Annotated in this window: 15 protein-coding genes and 1 tRNA gene; 6 read left to right on the top strand and 10 right to left on the bottom strand. The window is 63.5% G+C overall.

The annotated features are described in order from the left end of the window. Positions 1-52 precede the first annotated feature (52 nt). The 5 genes from ACFLEY_RS00515 to ACFLEY_RS00495 all read right to left on the bottom strand — a co-directional run bounded on the left by ACFLEY_RS00515 (position 53) and on the right by ACFLEY_RS00495 (position 9859). Positions 53-547, bottom strand: a complete 495-nt coding sequence (locus tag ACFLEY_RS00515) for a hypothetical protein (protein ID WP_396604468.1) — start codon at positions 545-547, stop codon at positions 53-55. Further along, positions 504-3347 (bottom strand): DUF499 domain-containing protein, encoded by a 2844-nt coding sequence (locus ACFLEY_RS00510; RefSeq protein WP_396604467.1) that lies wholly within the window; start codon positions 3345-3347, stop codon positions 504-506. The genes ACFLEY_RS00515 and ACFLEY_RS00510 overlap by 44 nt, the downstream gene beginning before the upstream one ends. A gap of 14 nt (positions 3348-3361) precedes the next feature. Then, complete coding sequence (locus ACFLEY_RS00505) at positions 3362-4765, bottom strand: hypothetical protein (protein WP_211434654.1); 1404 nt, start codon at positions 4763-4765, stop codon at positions 3362-3364. 248 nt (positions 4766-5013) lie between these two features. Beyond that, on the bottom strand, positions 5014-6258 hold the full coding sequence (locus ACFLEY_RS00500) for a DUF1156 domain-containing protein (protein ID WP_211433348.1): 1245 nt from the start codon (positions 6256-6258) through the stop codon (positions 5014-5016). Positions 6259-6343: 85 nt separating this feature from the next. Beyond that, positions 6344-9859: a helicase-related protein gene (locus ACFLEY_RS00495; RefSeq protein ID WP_060909647.1), complete on the bottom strand. Its 3516-nt coding sequence runs from the start codon at positions 9857-9859 to the stop codon at positions 6344-6346. 369 nt (positions 9860-10228) lie between these two features. Between ACFLEY_RS00495 and ACFLEY_RS00490 the strand changes: the two genes are divergently transcribed. From ACFLEY_RS00490 to ACFLEY_RS00480, 3 genes are all read left to right on the top strand, one after another. Continuing rightward, positions 10229-11032, top strand: coding sequence for a hypothetical protein (locus ACFLEY_RS00490; RefSeq protein ID WP_129557410.1), 804 nt, complete (start codon positions 10229-10231; stop codon positions 11030-11032). A gap of 209 nt (positions 11033-11241) precedes the next feature. After that, positions 11242-11754: a DUF488 family protein gene (locus tag ACFLEY_RS00485; protein ID WP_060912811.1), complete on the top strand. Its 513-nt coding sequence runs from the start codon at positions 11242-11244 to the stop codon at positions 11752-11754. Positions 11755-11872: 118 nt separating this feature from the next. Continuing rightward, positions 11873-12454 carry a hypothetical protein gene (locus ACFLEY_RS00480; RefSeq protein WP_309142061.1) on the top strand — a complete coding sequence of 194 codons (582 nt, stop codon included), beginning with the start codon at positions 11873-11875 and terminating at the stop codon, positions 12452-12454. Positions 12455-12550: 96 nt separating this feature from the next. On the opposite strand, the gene ACFLEY_RS00475 is transcribed toward ACFLEY_RS00480, so the two are convergent. The 4 genes from ACFLEY_RS00475 to ACFLEY_RS00460 form a co-directional block, all read right to left on the bottom strand. Beyond that, positions 12551-12626: transfer RNA gene (locus ACFLEY_RS00475), tRNA-Thr, on the bottom strand. A gap of 99 nt (positions 12627-12725) precedes the next feature. Further along, the gene (locus tag ACFLEY_RS00470; RefSeq protein ID WP_011083393.1) at positions 12726-14468 is read right to left on the bottom strand and encodes a heme biosynthesis protein HemY; all 1743 of its coding nucleotides are present in this window, start codon (positions 14466-14468) and stop codon (positions 12726-12728) included. 36 nt (positions 14469-14504) lie between these two features. Then, entirely contained in the window at positions 14505-15716 is a 1212-nt protein-coding gene (locus ACFLEY_RS00465) for a COG4223 family protein (protein ID WP_060909644.1), read from the bottom strand. A gap of 89 nt (positions 15717-15805) precedes the next feature. After that, the gene (locus tag ACFLEY_RS00460) at positions 15806-16552 is read right to left on the bottom strand and encodes a uroporphyrinogen-III synthase (protein WP_211433345.1); all 747 of its coding nucleotides are present in this window, start codon (positions 16550-16552) and stop codon (positions 15806-15808) included. A gap of 151 nt (positions 16553-16703) precedes the next feature. On the opposite strand from ACFLEY_RS00460, the gene tsaD reads away from it, so the two are divergent. The 3 genes from tsaD to ACFLEY_RS00445 all read left to right on the top strand — a co-directional run bounded on the left by tsaD (position 16704) and on the right by ACFLEY_RS00445 (position 19511). Further along, positions 16704-17777: a tRNA (adenosine(37)-N6)-threonylcarbamoyltransferase complex transferase subunit TsaD gene (gene tsaD, locus ACFLEY_RS00455; protein ID WP_060909642.1), complete on the top strand. Its 1074-nt coding sequence runs from the start codon at positions 16704-16706 to the stop codon at positions 17775-17777. Positions 17778-17965: 188 nt separating this feature from the next. Next, positions 17966-18946, top strand: coding sequence for an NAD(P)H-dependent glycerol-3-phosphate dehydrogenase (locus tag ACFLEY_RS00450; protein ID WP_060909641.1), 981 nt, complete (start codon positions 17966-17968; stop codon positions 18944-18946). Between the two features lie 151 nt (positions 18947-19097). Further along, positions 19098-19511, top strand: coding sequence for an EVE domain-containing protein (locus tag ACFLEY_RS00445; RefSeq protein WP_028174950.1), 414 nt, complete (start codon positions 19098-19100; stop codon positions 19509-19511). 26 nt (positions 19512-19537) lie between these two features. Here ACFLEY_RS00445 and ACFLEY_RS00440 read toward each other — a convergent pair whose 3' ends face one another. Continuing rightward, positions 19538-20617: an adenylate/guanylate cyclase domain-containing protein gene (locus tag ACFLEY_RS00440; protein WP_060912810.1), complete on the bottom strand. Its 1080-nt coding sequence runs from the start codon at positions 20615-20617 to the stop codon at positions 19538-19540. Positions 20618-20646: the final 29 nt, after the last annotated feature.

Genomic DNA, 20646 nt, shown 5'->3' with positions numbered 1-20646 from the left:
CTCGCGAGTAGGGACGCTGATGCCACTCATTTGATCACACGAAAGCTTTCAATCACTCCCCTTCAAAGCCAAAGTCCGCAATCCGCAAGCTTGCAGCATTGTCGCGTATCACGCTCTCGACATCCTCCGGGAAACCCTCAGTGGTTTCTGCATCGATATCGAGCGTCAGCGTCACTCGGGTGCCTCGAACGCGATCCAATTCGCTCAGGATTGACTGGGCGATGCTGCTAACCTGGGGTGTCGGCCGGTTGGGATCGAGCACGATTTTCGCGTAGAAGCGGCGGGGACGCCGCGGGGCGGATTGAGGCGGGGTCTGTACAATGATCTCCGGCCTAGGCCCGACGGCCGTCTTGCCGTCCTCGGATCCCACTGAACGGGGCGGTTGAAGGTGCTCGGTCAATTGTGCATCAGCGGCCTCGCGACTGACCAATACCGCATCCGAGTTGAGATCGACGCTAACCAACTGGGCGAGCCTTAGGCCGACATACTCCCCCTTAGCGTCGTCAAACCGATCCGCGATGGCGTATTTGGCGTCTGAGCGCGCCAACGCCTCGCTGATGGCCTTCGCAAGTACCTGCGGCTCGCGCAGCTTTGAGAGATAGGGGAACTGGGCGAACCAATCGCGCAACTGCCGAACCCCGACGTGCCGCTGGTTCGACTGCCACACCCTTGCCGAGGTCATTGTCCAGGACGCCGAGGCGCGCGACGATCAGGCCGTCGTCGTCACATTTTTTCCAGGCCAGTTGGGCCAATGGCGCCGGATCGCTGCCGCGATTAGTCAATGCCACGGGTTCGAGATCAAAACCACGCGCTGCGTTCGAGCTTCCTGGCTGAGGGTCCTGGGGCAACAGCAAGTGCCTCCATCCGCGACGCACGGCATTTACGACGGCGGCATCCTGCTCGGCGAGCTTCTTTTTGGCGTCATCCTCCTGTGCGGGTGGCAGCTGCAAAATGCCTCGTGCATCCCGAACGATGGAGGCCCACGCGAGCTTCTTGCGGACAATATTCTGGATGTCTTCGAGCGCAGCCTGGTCGGCGGCCAGGAAAGCGAGCCGGTTGCGATTGCGACGCTGACCGGGACCCTTGTGTTCAACAATGTCGGCGGCAAGCTTCATGGCAGGCGTATCTTCGTCACGCCCCCGCTGCCATGCAGACGGCGGCAGCAGCACGAGCGCGGCTTCGTAGGCATCGTCTATGCCGAGAGGATCGTCCGGAGCGCCGTGCACACGCAGGAAGCCGGTGCCCTTGTGCCGCTCCTCTCCGCGGATCAGGGTGATTATCTCGGCTTCAACGTCTGCGCCGGATAGTCCTTTGGCACGGTCCTCCGCTTCCTGGTTGAGGGATGCGATCGGCGAGAACCAATAATTCTCGCCGGCGCTGTAGAGATAGGCCGCATTCTCGCCAAGCCGGCGCAGGGCCTCGGAGAACTGGGACGGTTGCTCGCCTGGGACGGCGCAGGCCAACCGGAGACGCGCCACTTCCATTCCCTTGTTGGTTGATCCGTGGGGCGCGGTCGCCATGAACAACGCGGTCGCCGCGCGCGTCACGGCCTTGTTCTTGCCGATGGAGGGGGACCGCGCCTCAATCTGCGCGGGCTTTGAAAGATCGCCCGCAACTTCCTTCGAAAGCACAGCATCATAGCCGCTCGGAAGCGGCACAAGCGCGTTCGTCCGCACCCTGTCGTCGATCAGCGGCACATCGCCCGGCAGGATCATCGGCGCCGCATGGCCGTCTCGCCAAAGCCGGTAGACGATCTGCGCCATCATCTTGAGTACGCCGCGGGTCTTCTGGAATTTTTCGAGCCCGCCCCAATCGCCCTGCAACGTCAGGAACAGTTCAGGGTGGACAGGGTAAGCGGCCAGAAGCTGCGCCTCGTAGGCTCGGTCGCGCACGCCGCTCGGAAACTCGCCCGCGTTGTTTTTGTAATAGCTCGTGAACGCCTTCACGGCCTGCTCGCGCGCCTTCTCGCCGTCGGGGTCTAACTCCTGGAACAGGCGGCGGCGGATGATCTCGAACGTTTCGGTCCCCTGCGCCGGGGCCCAGGCGGATTGCACGCGACCGAACACTTTTTCCAGCGCCAACAGGGCCTCTCGACCGCGCAGATTACCGACCTCGGCGGCGCTCTCAGGGAGCGAGCCCACCACCAAGACGCCAGGCACCGCAGCGGCGGCCTCGGTGAGCGACTGCAAGAACGAGACGAAACCATCGTAGGGAACACCTTCGAGGTTACGAGCGTAGGCGACCACTTCGTCCAACAGGATGAGGCAGGGTGCAGCCTGTTTCAAAATCGCGATCATGGCCTCGGAGCCAGGATTAGTCCGCGCCTCGTCCGATGACTTGATGGTCTCATAGGCTTTCCAGCCCCCGAGCTTCACCGCGATTACGCCCCAGAGGCTCTTCACCGTTCGAGCGCCTTCAACCGTGAACGGCTGGTTGGCGCCGGCAGCCGTTCCGACGAACACCACAGGCTTCGAACGCTTCGGCAGCGTTGTCACGCCCGCGTCCTTGAAGATGTCGGCAAGGCCCGGCAAAGTCTCTGGGTTTGCGGCGCTCGCAAGGTGGTAAAGTGCCAACATGGTGTGGGTCTTACCGCCGCCGAACGAAGTCTGTAATCCAATGACGGGATCGCCCCCTTTGCCCGCCATCCGCTCGATTGCGCTTTGCAGAACCTTTCTCAGGCCACCAGTGATGTAAGTGATGCGGTAGAACTCGCGGGGGTCGCGATAGGTCTCTGCCCCCTCGCCGCGGCTCACGGTCGAGAGGTCGGCCGCAAACTCGGCTTCCTGGAAACGGGCGGCCATGACGTCAGCATGGGGCGGCGCCACCTCCCGCCAAGGCTTCCACGTGTATTTGCTGTCAGCAAGATCAAGCGTCTGCTGCGCCGGGGCAGCGATCGTCTTGGCGGCAACCTCGGTCGAGACACCCATGGCCTCGGCCATCGCTTTGGTCTGATCATCGAGCAATGCCTTGATACCGGCGGCCGACTTGGGTTCGATCGCCTCGACGACGGCCTGGATCGAGCGGAGATAGGAGATCGCGTCGGTGTCCAATATCGTTCCGCCGGCATGCGCCGCGTCGTTGCGCGCAGCGAGAGCCAGCGAGACGTGATTGCGCACGATCGGCTTCAGCCCGTCACGGAAAGCGGTCTGCCAGTTGTCGACCATGGTCTTCAACAGCGCGTAGGCGTCCAGGGGCTTCGACAGGTCAGTGCCGGCGGCTACCGAAAGGCTCTGCTGCCAATTGCCGCGATAGGCATCGCGCATGCGCCGCTCGACATAGGGCTGCAGCACCTTGGTCAGCATCAGAAGTGCTTGATTGATGCGCTGGTTCGATCCGAAGCCACTCATGGTATTCCCCCAGATCAATTCGAGAAGAGATCGCTGCGGTTGCCTGTCTCGGCCAACTCAACGGCGCGCTTCTCAATCACATCCCACTCCTGGTGCAGCTGATTGTAGACACGCCCCTCGGTAGCCCACTGCCTCTGCTCGCAGATGTCGTACAGCCGGCGTGCGAGCGCATGGGCGGGATCGGCCAGCGCCCCAAGGCGATTGTAGAGCGCGGCGGCAGATTCGATGCCACCGTCTTCCGCGGTTAGGCGCTTTACAAGGTGCTGGCAGGCTTCCCAGATCGTGCCATTCTTGGCCGCGTCCCAAACTTCAGGCAGCTCACTCCGGGTGAGGAGCCGGGCAGACCCACCGCTGGCCTCGAAGAAGCCAGATACAACCATGGCACCGAGCGAAATGTTGATAGCGTTGGTCATGTTGATCGCCTCGCCAGAGCGGCCTTTATCGAACCCCTTGGCCGCAAACCAATCAAGAGCAAAGCGGGTCTCACTGTCGTAGTCGGCGTCCGCATGGGAGGTAATTTCTTCGCGGACCTGATTGATGAGCTTCAGAGCATCCTTGACGAGCATCAGCGTCCCGTCGGTGTTGAGCACACTTGCGTGTCGCGTGAAGACACCGATGCCCGGGCCAATGGCAGCCTGTTGTATATCTGTCGGTCCGACGCCCGCTCGACCGATTTCGGCGAGTGCCTCCGGCATCTCGCGACGCAGCGCACGCAGAAAATCGGCGCGGGTGATGATCGAGACTTCAGGGGTGCGCCGTCGACAGATCAGGACGATGGAGGAAGCGAGGGCATTCATGTCTTTCTTTAGGGCATTCGTTGCTTCCGTGCGCATCGGCCATGTGCCATCGACTGCTAGTCCGCTATCGGTAACTGCCTGAAGAAACGTGGCCCATCCGGCCGATGTAACACCATCAGCCGCGATCTCGGATTGCTTGAAAGCATAAAAAATTGACGTGGGTGTATCCGTCGTTGCTTTCGCAATGCTACTGAGAGCCAGCTTCATGCCGTCCATAAAGAACGCTTCAGCTCGATCCGCGGCACTTAATTGAGCCCAACTCTCGTCAGACTGCCCAATAGCTCGGCGGGCGCGATAAGGAGTTGCTACCAACTCCTCCTTCTTGGGGGTAGTTACCCGCCTGAACAAATCAGGATGGATCGTCGAAAGAGTGCGCCGCAGCCAGACATAAAAAAAATCTGATAAATCTGAATAACCGATGTTGTCGTAGTACGGCGGGTCGGTCGAGATTACGACATGTTCGGGGTACTGATTGTCCTGGGCGCCGGCCTCGCGGATCGAACCGACCGAACCAATACCGAGATTGTCGAGGTTCTCGGCTACAGACACCGCGGTCCCCCCAATATCTCCGCCAGCACCGGCAAGCGGGTTGGTCTCAGCAAAAGACCAGACCATCGGCATGGCCTGTCGTCCCATAGCGCCGGCCAAGCGGCCCATACCTGGCTCCCAGATCGTGAGCGAACACGATCGAGTGGTCGCCTTGCTAACCGCAAACCCCAAATAAGTGGCTACGGCATCGGCGTAGGCTAAGGGGCCGAGGCCACCCTCCGCGAGACGCCTGGCGTCGTCAACGTACTCACCGGACCAATGCATCTTGGCTTCGGTGAGCACTTGCTCCCTTGCTGTCGTCACAAGATCCGAGAAAGTGGTTAGTGCCACAGCTGCCGCGAAGTGAAGAGGTCTTTCCACTGCGACATGCCATAGTTCGGGGTCTTGAAGTCCCGTGGATTGTTCGGGAGGTCTTGCTCCAACTCGGGCAAGTCGGGTGGCGGAGCTTGCGCGATCTTCACGTGTTTCTCATCGGGAGGAAGATAGACACGCCCGGTCTGGCCCTCCGCCACGATGGCCATAAGTCGTACACCGATGCGCCCGGCCTTTCCTTCGGTCCGGATGTGCGTGAAGGGCATCGGCGCGCCCGTCAGCAGACATACGCCGCCCCTGCGATTGACCGTTCCTTCCTTCGCCGCTTCAATATCCGTTTTGCTGGGCTTGTCGTCGATCTCGAACGTCCACGTCATTTTGGCACGGTCGACCACTGGGCGGACGATCACCTCCTTGCCAGCCTTTGCCGAGAGCATAAACGACGAGGCGAGCGGCACGTGCGCGCCTTTCGCGCGTGGATCGGGGCTCGACACTGTTCGCGCCCAGAGCCATGCGACTACAGTGGCGTCCGTCTTGCCGTCCGACAGCTTGACCCTCGGATATAGGTGACCGATCCTTTTCTCGGCCTCAGCCCGCATCCATCGACCGTAGTAACGAACATCGTCAGCGAGGCCTTGCGCTCCCTTCCATTGGTGCAGCTCGTTGACCTCTGGGTTTACTGGCTTGCGCCCCGCGAACTTCGGCGGGAACTCAATAAGCGCCTTGCCGATCAGCACGGCCACGGGGTTCAAGTCCGATCCCATAGCCTTGAGCCCAAGCCGCTGCGCTTCGAGCGGGATCGAGCCGCCGCCCGAAAACGGGTCGTAGACCGCCGGGGCGTTTTTCTGCAGGTAGTCAATGATTGCCTTCGGCTTCATCTGCGCCAAAGTCGGCAGGATCTCACCTCGCCCCCGCGCTACAGATCGGGCGATCTCATAGCGAGCCTCCGTAAGGATTGTCTCATTGGTGGACGCCTCCCACGGCACTAGACGCTCAATCAGCCGGTGCAGCCGATCACGCTCGGCCTTTTGGAGCTCGGCGGTCGGAAACTCTTCCGGGCACGCACTCGGGTCATCGACGAACTGCGCGAACAGCACCGCCCGGCATGCCGCCAGCGGCCGCCGCGCCCACCACAGATGCAACGTCGATGGATGGCCATGTCGGATTGACTTTTCTCGCGCACTTTCCCGGTTGATGGCCTCCAGCGGGATCGAAACTTCAATCAGCTTTTTGCGGGTAACCGCTGCAGTCATCGAGTCTGTCCTTCGTGCGGTCTTGGTGATCGGTAGCGAATGCACCGTCCGACTGCAATCAATGGTAAAATCGTGCGTTCTCGTCTCAGCATGGGGAGGTCCCACGCCCTACCAGCTTGTCGAGGTGAAAGATCGTAGCGCAGGCATCCCTGACCGGCGCACCATCGAATGGCTTGCGTACGTAGACAGGCTCATTCGCGAACCCGCCTACCGTGATAGGAACGATCGCCAAAACGAAATTATCTTCGGCATTCAACGCCACAATCATCTCATTGGTCGTGACGGTTATCGTATCGCCGGTTTCGATGCGGCCCTTGACCTCGAGGAAATGCAAGTGCCCGGTGACGGGGTCGCGGCTCTCGATATCGTAACCGATCTTTGCGGCTGAGACGTCCCGCGGCTCTCGGCCCAGCGCGCGTTCGGCCGCGAATACCGCCTGCATCGCGAGCCGCTCCACTTCGGCGCGCGCCAGCGCATCTTCGGCGAAGCCCGTGAAAGGTTGACTTGACCTCGGTCGCAGCAATCCTATTGGCACGACTAACGCCGCGCCCTTCACCTGCGGTGGCAGAGCCTGGATGTCACGTTCCTCGACGAGCTGGCGCAGCCGGCGGTCTAACCGCTCGGTTAGTGTTTGGGCATAGGCGCGCGCGTTGCCGGAATTGAGGCGACCACCCTTGCCGGCCTGCTCCTTCAGGGCAAGTTCCTCGGCACGACCATCCCAATAGTTGATCTCGCGCTTGAGCCGCGCCTTGACCTCGCCCTCGACTCGATCGACCTCTGCAAGCCTGCGCTCCCGCGTCTCCCTGAGATGCTGCGGAACGAGATCAGCGATAGCAAAGTGCATCGCCACCTTTTCGATGTCGCCCTTGAGCCAATCGGCGTCCAGTAGCTCATGCGCTGTGGCTGTCTCTTCAGGCAGGAGAGAGCGAAAATCGAGATAAGGCGCAGGACCCGCATCCTGAGCGTTGCCCTGGCTATCGAGCATCACGAACTGCATCCGGCGCGACACCACGCTTGGCTGCCCATTCCGGCCCGGCCGCCCGTCACGGATCGTGTGCTCCAGCGTCACCAGAACACGGGGAGCAACGCCAAATTCATCGGCCTCGTTCACAAGGATGGCGCCCTGCTTCAGGACATCCCCGGCGTCCTCCAGCGTGACGGCAATCGTCATATCGAGCAGCCCTTGACCCGGGGTGATGATCGCTGCCTGCGGCTTGTGTGTGTCGCGATGAGCCTTGTCGAAGCAAACACGCTCGTAACGTTCAGCGATGGGAACAACGCCACCGGCGAACCGCTGCCGGTCACGCAGGCGTCCCGGTACGCGCGTGATCTCGTAACGTCCGGCTTCCCGTCTTCTTAGTTGCCCGCCAAGCCGCACGAAAGCCTTCTCGAAAAAGGCACGGATGTAGTACGGCTGCAGCCGCCGCGCCGCAGCACGCTCCATCTTCTCCCTGATCTCTATAACAGTGAGTGGATCAAGCCCTTCGGAGGTCAGCTTGCGCTCCCGGATCAAGGTCTCGATCTTCTTCTGGTCGACCACACCATCCACGGCGGTAAGAAGTCTCTGCTTGTGCTTGGGGTCATCGCCATAAAGTACGGCTTCCATCAGCAGCTCGCGCAGTGGCTTGTCCTGGAATAGCTCGCCAAGCACATCATAGACGCTGTCGCGACCTCCCAGGGCATCACGCGCTCGTTCCAGCTTCTCGAGCAGTCGGGCATATACCTCGCCTTCTCGCGTGTCGGCAGAAACCAAATTCCAGAGATGGCAGACTTCCGTTTGGCCGATTCGGTGGATGCGGCCGAAACGTTGTTCCAGACGGTTCGGGTTCCAAGGCAGGTCGTAGTTCACCATCAGGTGAGCGCCGCGTTGCAGATTGACACCCTCTCCGGCGGCATCGTTTGCGACTAGGATACGGACCTCGGGGTCGTCGTTGAAGGCTGCAATGTTGGCCTTCCTCACATCACGTGGCACCCCGCCATGGATGACAGCCACAGCTTCGGATTTGCCAATACGTTGCCTGATTTTGTCGGCCAGATATTCCAGCGTGTCGCGCGGTTCGGTGAAGATCAAAAGCTTGCGGCGTTGGCCGGTCGCCTCATCCACCATCGGTGGCTTATCAAGGATTTCACCGAGCTGACGCCATTTGGCATCCTGGCCTGATTTGCGCAGTTGATCAGCCAGCTTTTCGAGATCACGAAGAACGATCAGTTCCGCTTCAAGTTCGGGGATGGTCTGGGCCGCAGTAGCACGATCCGCAATCTGCTGCTCGGCCTCCTCCAGCTCGGCACCACCTGCCTCGTCCAGGTCACGATCTTCGTCGTCATCATAGAGGGCCGGCAGCTGCTCCTGGTTCGGCAACTTGCCACCGCGGGCAATGATGCGCTCTTCGGCCAATCGAGCTTCGAGGCGTTCACGACGGCGCAGCAGCGAGCGATAGATCGCAGCCGGCGAAGATGCGAGCCGCCGCTGCAATATTTGCAACGCGAACCCGACGTTATTTTTCCGCTTGTCATCACCGAGATTGTTGAGGTTGCGCATCTCGTTGCGCACATATTGCGTGACTGCGGCATAGAGCTGGGCTTCAAGATCAGACAGCTGATACTGAATCGTGGACGCCTTGCGCTCCGGGAACAACGGCGCTCCGTCGAATTTTTTCAATTCCTCTTTTGTGAGGCGGCGCATCAGATCAGACACGTCGATCTTGCGGGCGCCTTCCCGTTGACGTCCCTCGAAACGGTCAGCGTCAAGTAACCCCATGAACAGCTGGAAATCTGCGTCGCTACCATTGTGCGGCGTCGCCGACATAAGCAGGAAGTGGCGCGTCCGGCCGCCGACCAACTGCCCGAGCTTGTAACGCTTGGTGTACTTGACCTCGTTGCCGAACAGGCTCGCAGACATGCGATGGGCTTCGTCGCAGATAATAAGGTCCCAATCTGGCGCGGCCTGCAGTTTCGCCTGCAGCGTCTCCGACCGGGAAGCCATGTCCAGCCGCATGATGAGGTGATTGCGCTCGACGAAGGGGTTGCCGGTGACCGAGGTCTCGATCTGCTCTCGCGAAACGATATCGAAGGTAAGATCGAATTTTTCCTTCAACTCGTCCTGCCACTGCTCGACAAGACTGCCCGGCGCGATGATGAGACAGCGCTCCAGATCGCCGCGAATGATCAATTCCTTGATCAGAAGTCCAGCCATGATGGTTTTGCCGGCGCCAGGATCATCGGCAAGCAGGAACCGCAAAGGCTGACGGGGTAGCATTTCGCCATAGACGGCCGTGATCTGGTGCGGCAGCGGCTCGATCCGCGAGCTGTGGACAGCAAGGTAGGGATCGAATAGATGCGCTAGCCGAATGCGCTGCGCTTCAGATGCGATCCGATAGGCCTCTCCGTCGCCGTCGAAACTGAATGCACGGCTCTCCTGGACCAGTTCGAGACGAGGCTCGACGTCACGGAAGAGCAGCACCTCAGCTGGACCATCGGGGCCACGATAAACCACGTTTAGGGCATCAGAGCCGATCCACTCGGTGCGCACGATCTCTACGGGCGAGGCACCGGCCAGACCGCGCACCTTCGCGCCTGCAATAACTTGGTTCAAGGAAAGCATGGAGACCGGCTAGCACAATTTTCGTAGCAAAAACATCACTCCCTTAGATGCATGAACGAAATCTACACTCCCTGAAGTTGCCGTCCAGAGCTATGCCGGCTTCCAGCCCGCTTAAAACCCAAGCGGTCTCCAGCACTCGCAACCAATTTCGCGAAGTGTTCTCTTTGCCTCGGCCGGAGAGAAGCATCGTCACCGTGTGCCGGCGACCCCGCTACGCCGTCTGCAGGCGATCTTCCAGCCCCGACCGATGGCGCTACGGCCCGCCCATGGCCCGGTGTTTCCGAATGGGCGTGTCATCCTTTATCCACGCCCAATGATTGAACTACACAGGATACCGCCTACATCTGCTGCATAAGGCAGGGGGGCTGATTGGTTCAGCAAATCGGGCAGTGCTGTATCTGTGGAGCGAAGGGTGTGCCGCTCTCCTTCGAGCACGTGCCTCCTCGCGCAGCATTCAACGACCAACGCGTCTTCGAGACGAACATCCAGAAGATGTTGGCAGGTGAGTGGGACGGAAAGCCTCAGCCGCCTCAGGGCAAGTGGGTACAGGCTGGCGCGGGCAAACACACTCTCTGCGAAAAGTGCAACAACGATACTGGCAGCTGGTATGGCTCCGCGTATGTCGCGATGGCACGGCAAGCGCTAGAACTCGTTACGAGGTCAGGCGGCACTGCCTCGCTTGCGTATCCCTATCGCATCTTCCCGCTTCGAGTGTTGAAGCAAGTGATGGCCATGTTCTGCAGCGCCTGTGGTCCATCACTTCAAGAACGGTTTCCAGACATTCCGCGGTTCGTACTCCATAGGGAGCGGCGGTACATGCCGCACGATCTGAGGGTGTTTGCCTATCTGATCGACCCGAGCAAGTCTGTCGGCAATCGGCAAGCACCGATGTCGGGGGTGTTGATCAACGGTAAGCAGCACGTGTTTGCGGAAATCGCTTTCGCGCCCTTAGGGTTTGTGCTGACTGGTGATGTCGATCCGATCAACTTCAGTTTGTTGGACATCACGCCCTTCGGACATTCAGCCTTTCACCATCGAGAGACCGCGTTTCTCAAGCTGCCTGTGGTGCAGATCAGCACGTGGCTGCCGGGCGACTTCCGCTCGAAAGAGCAGGTTGCCCGCGATGTTGCGTCGAATGAAGTGATGGGTCGGGTTGATCTCAATGTCTTCTGAAAAAATCCCGGCGCATCCGACTGCCTCTGTGTTGGGGCGACCTCGACCCGGCCGGAGCCGAGCGGCCAGAGGAGTTGGGCTGCTTAGGCGGCCAGCTCTGGGTGCATCTTGCCGGCCCGATCAGTGTTTTTGCATCTGCTCACTAACCAGCGTAATGGAGCGTTTACCTTCGCTAAACCAATATGAGCGCCGCGACAGGGGTGATTTGGATGACGACGCTGTACACCATTGGCTACGAAGGCACCGACATCGACCGCTTTGTGGCCACGCTGAAGAGCGTCAAGGTGCAGCTCTTGGCCGATGTCCGCGCCGTGCCGATCTCCCGGAAGAAGGGGTTCTCGAAGAACAAGCTCCGCGATCGCGTTGAGCGGGAGGGCATTCGGTACGTTCACCTCGCGGCACTCGGCGACCCGAAGCCCGGCCGGGATGCCGCAAGGGCGGGCCACTTCGACCAATTTCGGAAGATTTACGGTAAGCACCTCGCTCAGTGCGGGCCGCAGCAAAGCCTCCAAGAGCTGGCCAAGCTGGTGGACGAGCAGACCACCTGCCTGATGTGCTTCGAGCGTGATCCCAGTGAATGCCACAGGTTGATTGTTGCAACGGCACTACCGACTCAGGTCACTATGTTCCACCTCTACGGTGATGAACCTGATCGCTATGTCCGTAACGCCGCAAAGCTCCCGAGCAGTCGTTCTGGTCAAGGCGCTGCCGCAGCCCAGTAGAACCTACGGGGAGACCGTCTGCTGTGCCGGCGTGACCGCTGACGGCCATTGGAAACGGCTCTTCCCTATACGCTTCCGGCACCTTCGCGGCGACAGCAGTTTCTCCCGATGGAATTGGGTGAAGTTCTCCTACCGGCCACCGACACGGGACAAGCGAAGCGAGAGCTGTCACGTCTACGAGGATAGCATCGCCATCGACGGCCAATTGCCGCAAGACGAGCGGACGCGGCTGCTTACACCGCTCATCACCGGCTCAGCCAAGGAGGCAATGGCCCTCGGAAGATCGCTAACTCTCATCCGGCCTCGAAACACGAAGTTCATCGCCAAACGCAAGTCAGCGGCTGATCTTGTGGAGGAACGAGAGGCATACAAGGCTGCCGCTCAGCAAACATCGATTTTCGACAAGGAGCTGGCTGAGCTTGAGCCGTCTCCCTTCGATTTCAGATTTCAGTTCGAGGACGACGACGGCCGCCACGACTACCAGAACGGGGACTGGGAAACACATGCGATGTTCTGGCGCTGGCAAGCCGAGTACGGCGAGGCAGGTGCGCTGGATCGCATGCGAGCTGTCTACGACGAACAGTATCCCAGCAAAGGCATGGCTTTCGCACTCGGAAACCAAGCCAAGAGGCCGCAGACCTGGCAATTGCTGGGCGTCATCCGGTTGGATGAGATGACCCAGCCTGATCTCTTCGGATAGTCAGGCCGCGACGGATAGTCAGGCCCGACATTGATTAACACATTGATTAACGACGGAAGCTATCTACCGGAAAACCGCGTAAGCTATTGAAATAGTTGGTGCCGCAAGAGGGATTCGAACCCCCGACCCCGTCATTACGAATGACGTGCTCTACCGACTGAGCTATTGCGGCGAACCCTGCCGGGCTCGGACGATGCCGGTCCCGATACGCGCGCTCCTGATATCGGGCATGGCCCGAATTGGCAAGAACAAGCCGGGTGCGAAATGCGGCTTAGGCGCCCCAGCGGGACCAGAATCCGCGCCAGCCGCCGGCCTGGGCCTTGGGCGTGCCGATTTGTTCCGTAAATTCATCGCTCGGGCCCTCGTCATCGATCCCGGGATCATCCGGGGCGCGGACGATCGGGATGACGGCGGGGATCGGGACGGGTGCGGGCTTGCCGAGGTCGGCACGGGTCCGGAACACCGGCGTTGCCGCCGCCGGCGATGATTCGGCCGGCTCGGGGGCCGGCGTGACCGGCTCCGCAGACGTCATCGCAGGCTCTTCCTTCGGCTCTTCCTTGGCCGCCGGAGGCGAATTGTCCTGCTCCGCCGGGACCGATGCAGCCGGAGCCGGTTCCATCAGGGTGTCATTCGCAGGCGCCGTCACCCGCTTCGGCGGCGGGGCCGCCAGCATGGCTTCCTCGAAGGCCGAGGATTCGATCAAGTCGCCCTTGTCGGAAGGAAGGCTCGCGACCGGCGTCTGCCACTGGAAGGCGTCGAGGCGGCCGGTGACCGGGGAAACCGGGCGCCAGCGATCGCTGACATAGCCGTCGGCGGTCCAGGCCGGATCGTGGCGAGCGCGCACCGCGCGCAAGGTCCAGGCGCGGGCGCGGCCGCCGTCGCCGTGCTCGGTGCGCTCGATCTCGGCCATCAGCAGTGCGACCCGCTGGGTCGGATCGTTGACATAAGGCGCCAGCACCGCCCGTGCGCGGCTGAATTCGGAGGCATCGATCGCGGCGCGTGCGAGCGCGAGCTGGCCTTCAATATGGCCGGCCTTGTCGGCAGGCGTCTTGGCCGCAAGCGTCTCGACCCGCTGCAAGCGCTGCCGCGCGGAATCGCCGAGCTTCACATGTGCATAGGCCTCGGCGAGATCCGGATGCGGATTGGCGAGCCAGGCGGCCTCGACCAGCTTCATGGCGCGGCGCACCTGATGCGCCTCGCTCTCGAACTTTGCGGCGAGCACCGCAGCCGGCACCAGGGTCGGTGCGAGCTTGATCGCCTCCATCACGCTCTCGCGTGCGACGTCGCGATCCATCGTTTGCAATTCCAGCGCGCGTGCGGTGAGCAGCACGCCGCGCTGGCGACGATAGGCCGGCTTGTCGATCAGGCCCGCGGACAGGTTCGAATCGAGGATCGCCAGCGCGCCGCTCCAGTCGCCGCGCGCGCAGCGGAAGCCGAGCACCGCATGCGAGGCCCAGGTCGACGACGGCGACAGCTTGATCGCTTCCTCCGCGATCATGACGGCGCCGACCGCATCGTCGGCGCGCTGCGCCTCGATGAACAGGCCGCGCAGGCCGAGCAGCCGCGTATCCTCGCGCTCGGCCATGGCACGGAAGGCGCGCTGCGCCTCGTCGCGATTGCCTTCGAGCTGCGCCGACTGCGCATGCAAGAGAAGCGCGAGCGGATCGTTCGGCGCATGCCGCCGCGCCGTCTCGGCATGACGGCGGGCGAGCGCGGTATCGCCATGGCCGATCGCGAGCAGGCCGTGGGTGATGGCGTGGCGGCCGCGCGCGTGGCGCTTTTCGTGACTGCGGCGGCGCAAACGCCCCGGCGTCCGCCAGATCGTCGTCAGGATGCTCCAGACCAGCACGACTGCCGCGGCAAAGAGGCCAAGCAAGAACACGAATCTGGGCAACGTCGTTGAGGCGCGGAAGCCGCCCGCCGTCAGGACGAGATCGCCGGGCTGATCGGCAACCCAGGCCGCGCCGGCCGCCGCCAGCGCAATCAAGACGAGGAAAAGGACGATGCGAAGCATGGCGATCCCTATACGCGCTGATTGTTGCGCGAAGCTTTATTGAGCAGGCTTGACGAGATCCGCCATGGCATCGTCGGCGAATTTGCGGGAGGCGGCGAGCGCGGCATCGCGGGCATTGGCCTTGTCGAGCCAGGCCTGCGCCGGCGCGCGATCGGCATCGGGCAGCGTCTTCAACTCGCGCCGCGCCTCGACGAAATCATTGCGGAGCGCAGCAGCCGTCACCCGCGCCACGATGGCGCCGCGATCATTGCCGACCCCGTCGGTCCGTTCGATGCGGACGAGCTTTGACGCTCCGGCCTGGAGGCGCTCGACGATGCCGCCGCCGCTGGACTGGGCATCCGCCGGCGGCGACAGCTTTGACACGATGTTGAGGAGCTCGCGGCTCAGCGCGACGGGGGTCGGGATGCCCGACGATGCAAAGGTGTCGAGTGGCTTCAGCATCTCGGGCTTGGCCGCCAGCGACCGCGCCGCGGCGAGCTGCGCCTCATAGGGATCGCCATGGCGCACGGCGACGTCGAGCAGGGCCGCCGCCACCACATGGCGCAGCGGCTTGTCGTCCATCGTCCTGGCGTCGGCGATCTTCTCGCCCTGCTGCGCAAGCTCGGCCCGCTCCGTCTTGCCGGCGCGCTCGAGCTGCGCGATGCGGTCGTTGAGAGCGGCAAGATCAGGCGAAGCGGCGCCCGGCGCAGATTTCGCATCGTTCAGAGCGCTCGCGGTCTTGTCGGACTGTGCGCGCAGATTGGCGATGTCGCTGCGCAGGCTGCCCACGGATTTTTCCAGCGCATCGATCCGCGCCACCATGGCCGGATCGGCGGCGGGCTTGCCAGCCTTGGCTTCGACCGCGGCAACGCGACCGTTCAGAGCGTCGACTGTCGCGCTCGTCACTTGTGGCGCGGCAGGCGGCGCCTGCACGGCGGGCCAGCCCAGCATCCAGCCGACCGCGATCACGACGGCCGCCGCCACCGCACCGGAGAGCGGTGCAATGACCCAGGGCGAAACCGGAGGCGACGCGGGAGCGGGCGCAACCGCGGCCTGCGCCTCGGCGCGCTCCGGCTCGGCGTCAGCCTGCTCGGATTTTGCCTGCTTGGGCTCGGTGTGCTCGCTCACCGGCGGAGCCTCGGGCTCGCCCGCCACCTCCTGCGGCTGGGTCGAGACATCGGTCGCCTCGAGGTCGATGGTCGGCGGGGGGCGCTTGGCACGACCGGACTCGGGGGCCAATCCTGCGTCTTCAGGCTTGTCGTCGGCCATCGTGACGGTTCCTCACACTTCCATACCTTGCACAGATCCCTGGCGTAGATCTTGGGCAGACCCGATCGCGTCGGATTCGGCCCGACCTCTTACGCCAAACGGGTCTGCAAAGCACGCTCCAAGGTGTCAAATAAGGCATTTTCGTCCGGTTTCGCGGCCACCAGAACCTGCGACGCACCGGCATCGCGCAGCACGCTTGCGACCGTCTCGGACAGGCAGCATTGTGGGATCGCCAGCGCCGAGATTTCGACGCCTTCGTCCCGCGCTGCATCCAGGAAGGCTCGCGCGCTGCGCCGGGAGTAATGAAGCACCGCCTCGATCCCATGCGCGGCAAAACCCTCGCAGACATCGCGCGGGAGAACCTTGACCGGCGCCATGCGATAGGTGGTCTGCGTCACCACGTTGAAGCCTTCGGTGCCGAGTTCGCCGCCGAGATCGCGCGACAGATCCGCGCCGGCGAGATAAAGCAGCGTGCTTTTCTTTTTCAGCACCTTGTCGCGCGCACTCCGGACGACCGTGTCGCGCAGGGCCGCGGAATCGCCGCCGGCGATAATCACCTCGGCAAAGCCGGCGTCTCGCGCGGCAGTCGCGGTGTGCTCGCCGACCGCGAACAGCGGCAGCTTCAACAGGCCGAGATCCTGCAATTGCGGCGCGACGGCACGGATCGCATTGGCCGATGTGACGATGATGGCGCTATAGTTCGCCTCGCTCTCGTCGTGGAAAGCGACCGGCTCGAATTTGAGCATCGGCGCGAGCAGCACCACGTGTCCCCGCGCGCGCAAATTGTCCGCCGTCGCCTCATTGTCGGGATGCGGCCGTGTGACAAGAATGGACATCGCTCGTGTTCCCGAACCGCGTGACGGTGACGCATTCGCAAAGACGGCCGCGCGTGACGATTGCGCAAGCCGACCCCGGAATGCTACCGGACGTACCAGAACTCTGCTTTCCGGATGAGCGCAAGGGCGCAAATTGGATAACAATTCGCCAATGCTGGTATTGGGCATCGAAACCACCTGCGACGAGACCGCCGCGGCCGTGATCGAGCGCGCGCCTGACGGCAGCGGCAAGATCCTGTCCAACATCGTGCGGTCGCAGGTCGATGAGCATGCCCCATTCGGCGGCGTGGTGCCGGAGATTGCCGCCCGCGCGCATGTCGACCTGCTCGACGGCATCATCGACCGCGCCATGCGCGAGGCCGGCATCGGCTTCGCCCAGCTCAATGGCGTCGCGGCGGCCGCGGGACCCGGCCTGATCGGCGGCGTCATCGTCGGGCTCACCACCGCGAAGGCGATCGCGTTGGTGCACGACACGCCACTGGTCGCGGTGAACCATCTGGAGGCGCATGCGCTGACGCCACGGCTGACCGACGGAATCGAATTCCCGTACTGCCTGTTCCTCGCCTCCGGCGGCCACACCCAGATCGTCGCGGTCACCGGCGTCGGCCAATATGTGCGGCTCGGCACCACCGTCGACGACGCCATCGGCGAAGCCTTCGACAAGGTCGCGAAGATGCTGGGCCTGCCCTATCCCGGCGGCCCGCAGGTCGAGCGCGCGGCGGCCGGCGGCGATGCCGCGCGCTTTGCCTTTCCGCGGCCGATGCAGGGCAGGCCGGATGCCAACTTCTCCCTGTCGGGATTGAAGACCGCGGTGCGCAACGAAGCGAGCCGGATCGCCGAGATCACGCCGCAGGACATCAGCGATCTCTGCGCAAGCTTCCAGGCCGCCGTGCTGGAGGCGACGGCCGACCGGCTAAGTGTCGGCTTGAGACTTTTCCGCGAACAGTTCGGCGCGCCGCGCGCGCTCGTGGCCGCCGGCGGCGTCGCCGCCAATCAGGCGATCCGCGGCGCGCTGCATGACGTCGCTCGGCAGGCCAAGACGCAACTGATCATGCCGCCGCCCGCGCTCTGCACCGACAACGGCGCGATGATCGCCTGGGCCGGCGCCGAGCGCCTCGCGCTGGGAATGACCGACACGATGGAAGCCCAGCCCCGCGCACGCTGGCTGCTCGACGCGAATGCGACGGCGCCCGCGGGCTACGGCAAGACGCGAGCGGGATTCTAAATGGAGAGGCGTCTCCACGAGCTCCACTTCACCTCGCCCCGCTTGCGGGGAGAGGTCGGATTGCATCGTAGATGCAATCCGGGTGAGGGGGACTCTCCGCGAATCCAGCTGCCACCTCCCTTGCGGAGACTCTCCCTCACCCCAACCCTCTCCCCGCAAGCGGGGAGAGGGAGCGGAGGGAGCGAGCGATGACCGCGTTCCACTCCGTTGCGGTGATCGGAGCGGGCGCCTGGGGCACGGCGCTGGCGATGGTGGCAGCGCGGGCCGGGCGGAGCGTGACGCTCTGGGCGCGCAATGCCGAGCATGCGACGCGCATCGCGTCGACCCGCGACAATCCGCGGCTGCCCGGCGTGCGGCTTGCGCCGGAAATCGTCGTGACGAGCGAGCTGGCGCTCGCCGCGCGCGCGGACATGCTGCTGATCGCAACGCCGGCGCAGCATCTGCGCGGCGCCGTCAACATGCTGGCCTCGCACATCGCAAGACCGACACCGGTCGTCGCCTGCGCCAAGGGCATCGAGCACGGCACCCACAAATTCATGACCGAGGTGATCGCCGAAGCCGCGCAGCACGCGCAGCCGGCGATCCTGTCGGGCCCGAGCTTTGCCGACGACGTCGCGCGCGGCCTGCCGACGGCGGTGACGCTGGCGGCGAAGGAGGAAGAGCTGGCCAGCAGCCTCGTGCAGGCGTTGGGCTCGCCGACGTTCCGGCCCTATCACTCCACCGACGTCCGCGGCGTCGAGATCGGTGGCGCCGCCAAGAACGTGCTGGCGATCGCCGCCGGCATCGTGGTCGGCCGCAACCTCGGGGCCTCCGCGCTCGCCGCGCTGACCACGCGCGGCTTCAGCGAGCTGGCACGGCTCGGCCGCGCCTGCGGCGCGCGCCCGGAAACGCTCTCGGGCCTCTCCGGCCTTGGCGACCTGCTCCTGAGTTGTTCAACCGCGCAATCGCGCAATTTCGCGCTCGGCATTGCGCTCGGCCGCGGCGAGGCGGCGCCGGCGGGCAAGCTTGCGGAAGGCGCATTCACCGCGCCGGTGCTGGTCGAGCTCGCGGCCGCACGGAACGTCGACATGCCGGTCTCGCAGGCCGTCGCTGCCATCCTCGACAACAAATTGACGATCGACGCAGCGATCGAGGGGCTGCTGACGCGGCCGTTCAAGGCAGAAGAATAACATCTTCCGTCATGCCCGCGCTTGTCGCGGGCATCGACGTCTTGGTATTGAACACGGAAGCAGAGACGTGGATGGTCGGGCATAGGCGAGCGAAAGCGACGCCGTCCTTCGGACGGCTATGCCCGGCCATGACGAACGGATAGGGCGCGCGATGAACTACTGGCTGGTGAAATCCGAACCGTCGGTGTGGTCCTGGGACCAGCAGGTGGCGAAGGGCGCCAAGGGCGAAGCCTGGACGGGGGTGCGCAATTACACCGCGCGCCAGAACCTCGTCGCCATGAAGAAGGGCGACAAGGCGTTCTTCTATCATTCCAACGAGGGCAAGGAGATCGTCGGCATCGCGGAGATCGTCAAGGAGGCCTATCCGGATCCGACCGACAAGACCGAAAAATTCGTCTGCGTCGACATCAAGGCCGACAAGCCCTTGAAGACGCCGGTGACGATGGCCGCGATCAAGGCCGAGAAGAAGCTCGCCGACATGGCGCTGGTGAAATATTCGCGCCTGTCGGTGCAGCCGGTGACGGCGGAGGAGTGGAAGCTCGTCTGCAAGATGGGCGGGATGTAGGAGTTATCCCATCTACGCTGTCCGACTTACGTCTCCGGCAGCGCAAAGACCTCGCATGGCGCGGCAATGCCGCGCAGCGGATGCGATCCAAGCGCAACGAGAGCCATGTCCGTCTCGGCGGCGAGCGCGCCCGACACCAGCACGGTCTCGCGAAGCGGCTTGCACAATCCCTCGAGCCGGCTGGCGAGATTGACGGCGGGACCGATCGCCGTGAAATCGAGGCGGTTGGCGGCGCCGATATTGCCCCACAGCATCTCGCCGAGATGGAGCGCCGCGCCAAACGAGAGCGGCGGCAGGCCCTGGTTGCGGCGCTCGTCGTTGAGGTGGGCCATCCCCGCCCGGGCCGCGCCTGCGGCGCGCAAGGCCGCATCGCAGGCGCGGCGCGGTGATGCCTCGACCACCGGAAAGATCGCGAGCACGCCGTCGCCGATGAATTTCAGCACCTCGCCGCCAAAGGCGTGAACGCCACCGGCGATGCGGTCGAACCAGGCGTCGAGCGCCGCGATCACCTGGGCCGGCGGCGTGGTTTCCGACAGGATCGTGAAATTGCGCAAGTCCGCATAGAGTAGCGCGGCCTGAATGGTTTCGCCGAGATCGCGCCGCAGCGGTGCCGCCAGCACCCGTTCCGCGCTGCGTTTGCCGAGATAGGCATCCAGCGTCGCCCGCAACGTGGCGCGCGCGGCGAGCACGGCAAGGGGCGTCGCGGCAAATCGCGCAGCCTGGCGCAGTTGTTCGATTTCATCCGCCGTGAACGGACGCGGCCCGATCCAGCCGAGCACCGGTCCATCGGGCCGACCGACGATGTCTTCGTGCACCTCGCCGTCCGCAATGCCGCGGAGCCAGCGGCGACCGGCATCGTTGGGCGGGTCGGGCGCCAATCCGCCTGGTGCAAAGCCGAGCGCTTCGATCACCGTGCCGGTCCCGGCGCGCCACAGCCAGGTCCGCTTCGCGATCAGCGGGTGCGGCACCTCCAGCGTCAGGGCGCCTGCCGCAAGCGGCACGCCGTCGGCGACCAGATGCGCGCCGAGGTCCGCAAGCAGGCGGTCGGCCCCCTGACTATCGGAGGCGGCATCGCCGAGCCAGGCGAGGGTCGGGGCGAGGTGCATGGCCCGATGATGACGAAGCAGGCCCGTCT

It is taken from the genome of Bradyrhizobium sp. YCK136, from assembly GCF_044570075.1.
Classification (GTDB): Bacteria; Pseudomonadota; Alphaproteobacteria; order Rhizobiales; family Xanthobacteraceae; genus Bradyrhizobium; species Bradyrhizobium diazoefficiens.
The sequence above is the reverse complement of the archived record's forward strand: the minus strand, read 5'-3'. Positions and strand labels throughout refer to the sequence as shown.

What these genes read in the sequence shown, in the direction of transcription:
- ACFLEY_RS00510 (WP_396604467.1), bottom strand. Translation starts at nt 3,347, where the DNA reads ATGAGTGGCTTCGGATCGAACCAGCGCATCAATCAAGCACTTCTGATG.
- ACFLEY_RS00505 (WP_211434654.1), bottom strand. Translation starts at nt 4,765, where the DNA reads ATGCCGATGGTCTGGTCTTTTGCTGAGACCAACCCGCTTGCCGGTGCT.
- ACFLEY_RS00500 (WP_211433348.1), bottom strand. Translation starts at nt 6,258, where the DNA reads ATGACTGCAGCGGTTACCCGCAAAAAGCTGATTGAAGTTTCGATCCCG.
- ACFLEY_RS00495 (WP_060909647.1), bottom strand. Translation starts at nt 9,859, where the DNA reads ATGCTTTCCTTGAACCAAGTTATTGCAGGCGCGAAGGTGCGCGGTCTG.
- ACFLEY_RS00485 (WP_060912811.1), top strand. Translation starts at nt 11,242, where the DNA reads ATGACGACGCTGTACACCATTGGCTACGAAGGCACCGACATCGACCGC.
- ACFLEY_RS00470 (WP_011083393.1), bottom strand. Translation starts at nt 14,468, where the DNA reads ATGCTTCGCATCGTCCTTTTCCTCGTCTTGATTGCGCTGGCGGCGGCC.
- ACFLEY_RS00465 (WP_060909644.1), bottom strand. Translation starts at nt 15,716, where the DNA reads ATGGCCGACGACAAGCCTGAAGACGCAGGATTGGCCCCCGAGTCCGGT.
- ACFLEY_RS00460 (WP_211433345.1), bottom strand. Translation starts at nt 16,552, where the DNA reads ATGTCCATTCTTGTCACACGGCCGCATCCCGACAATGAGGCGACGGCG.
- tsaD (WP_060909642.1), top strand. Translation starts at nt 16,704, where the DNA reads ATGCTGGTATTGGGCATCGAAACCACCTGCGACGAGACCGCCGCGGCC.
- ACFLEY_RS00450 (WP_060909641.1), top strand. Translation starts at nt 17,966, where the DNA reads ATGACCGCGTTCCACTCCGTTGCGGTGATCGGAGCGGGCGCCTGGGGC.
- ACFLEY_RS00445 (WP_028174950.1), top strand. Translation starts at nt 19,098, where the DNA reads ATGAACTACTGGCTGGTGAAATCCGAACCGTCGGTGTGGTCCTGGGAC.
- ACFLEY_RS00440 (WP_060912810.1), bottom strand. Translation starts at nt 20,617, where the DNA reads ATGCACCTCGCCCCGACCCTCGCCTGGCTCGGCGATGCCGCCTCCGAT.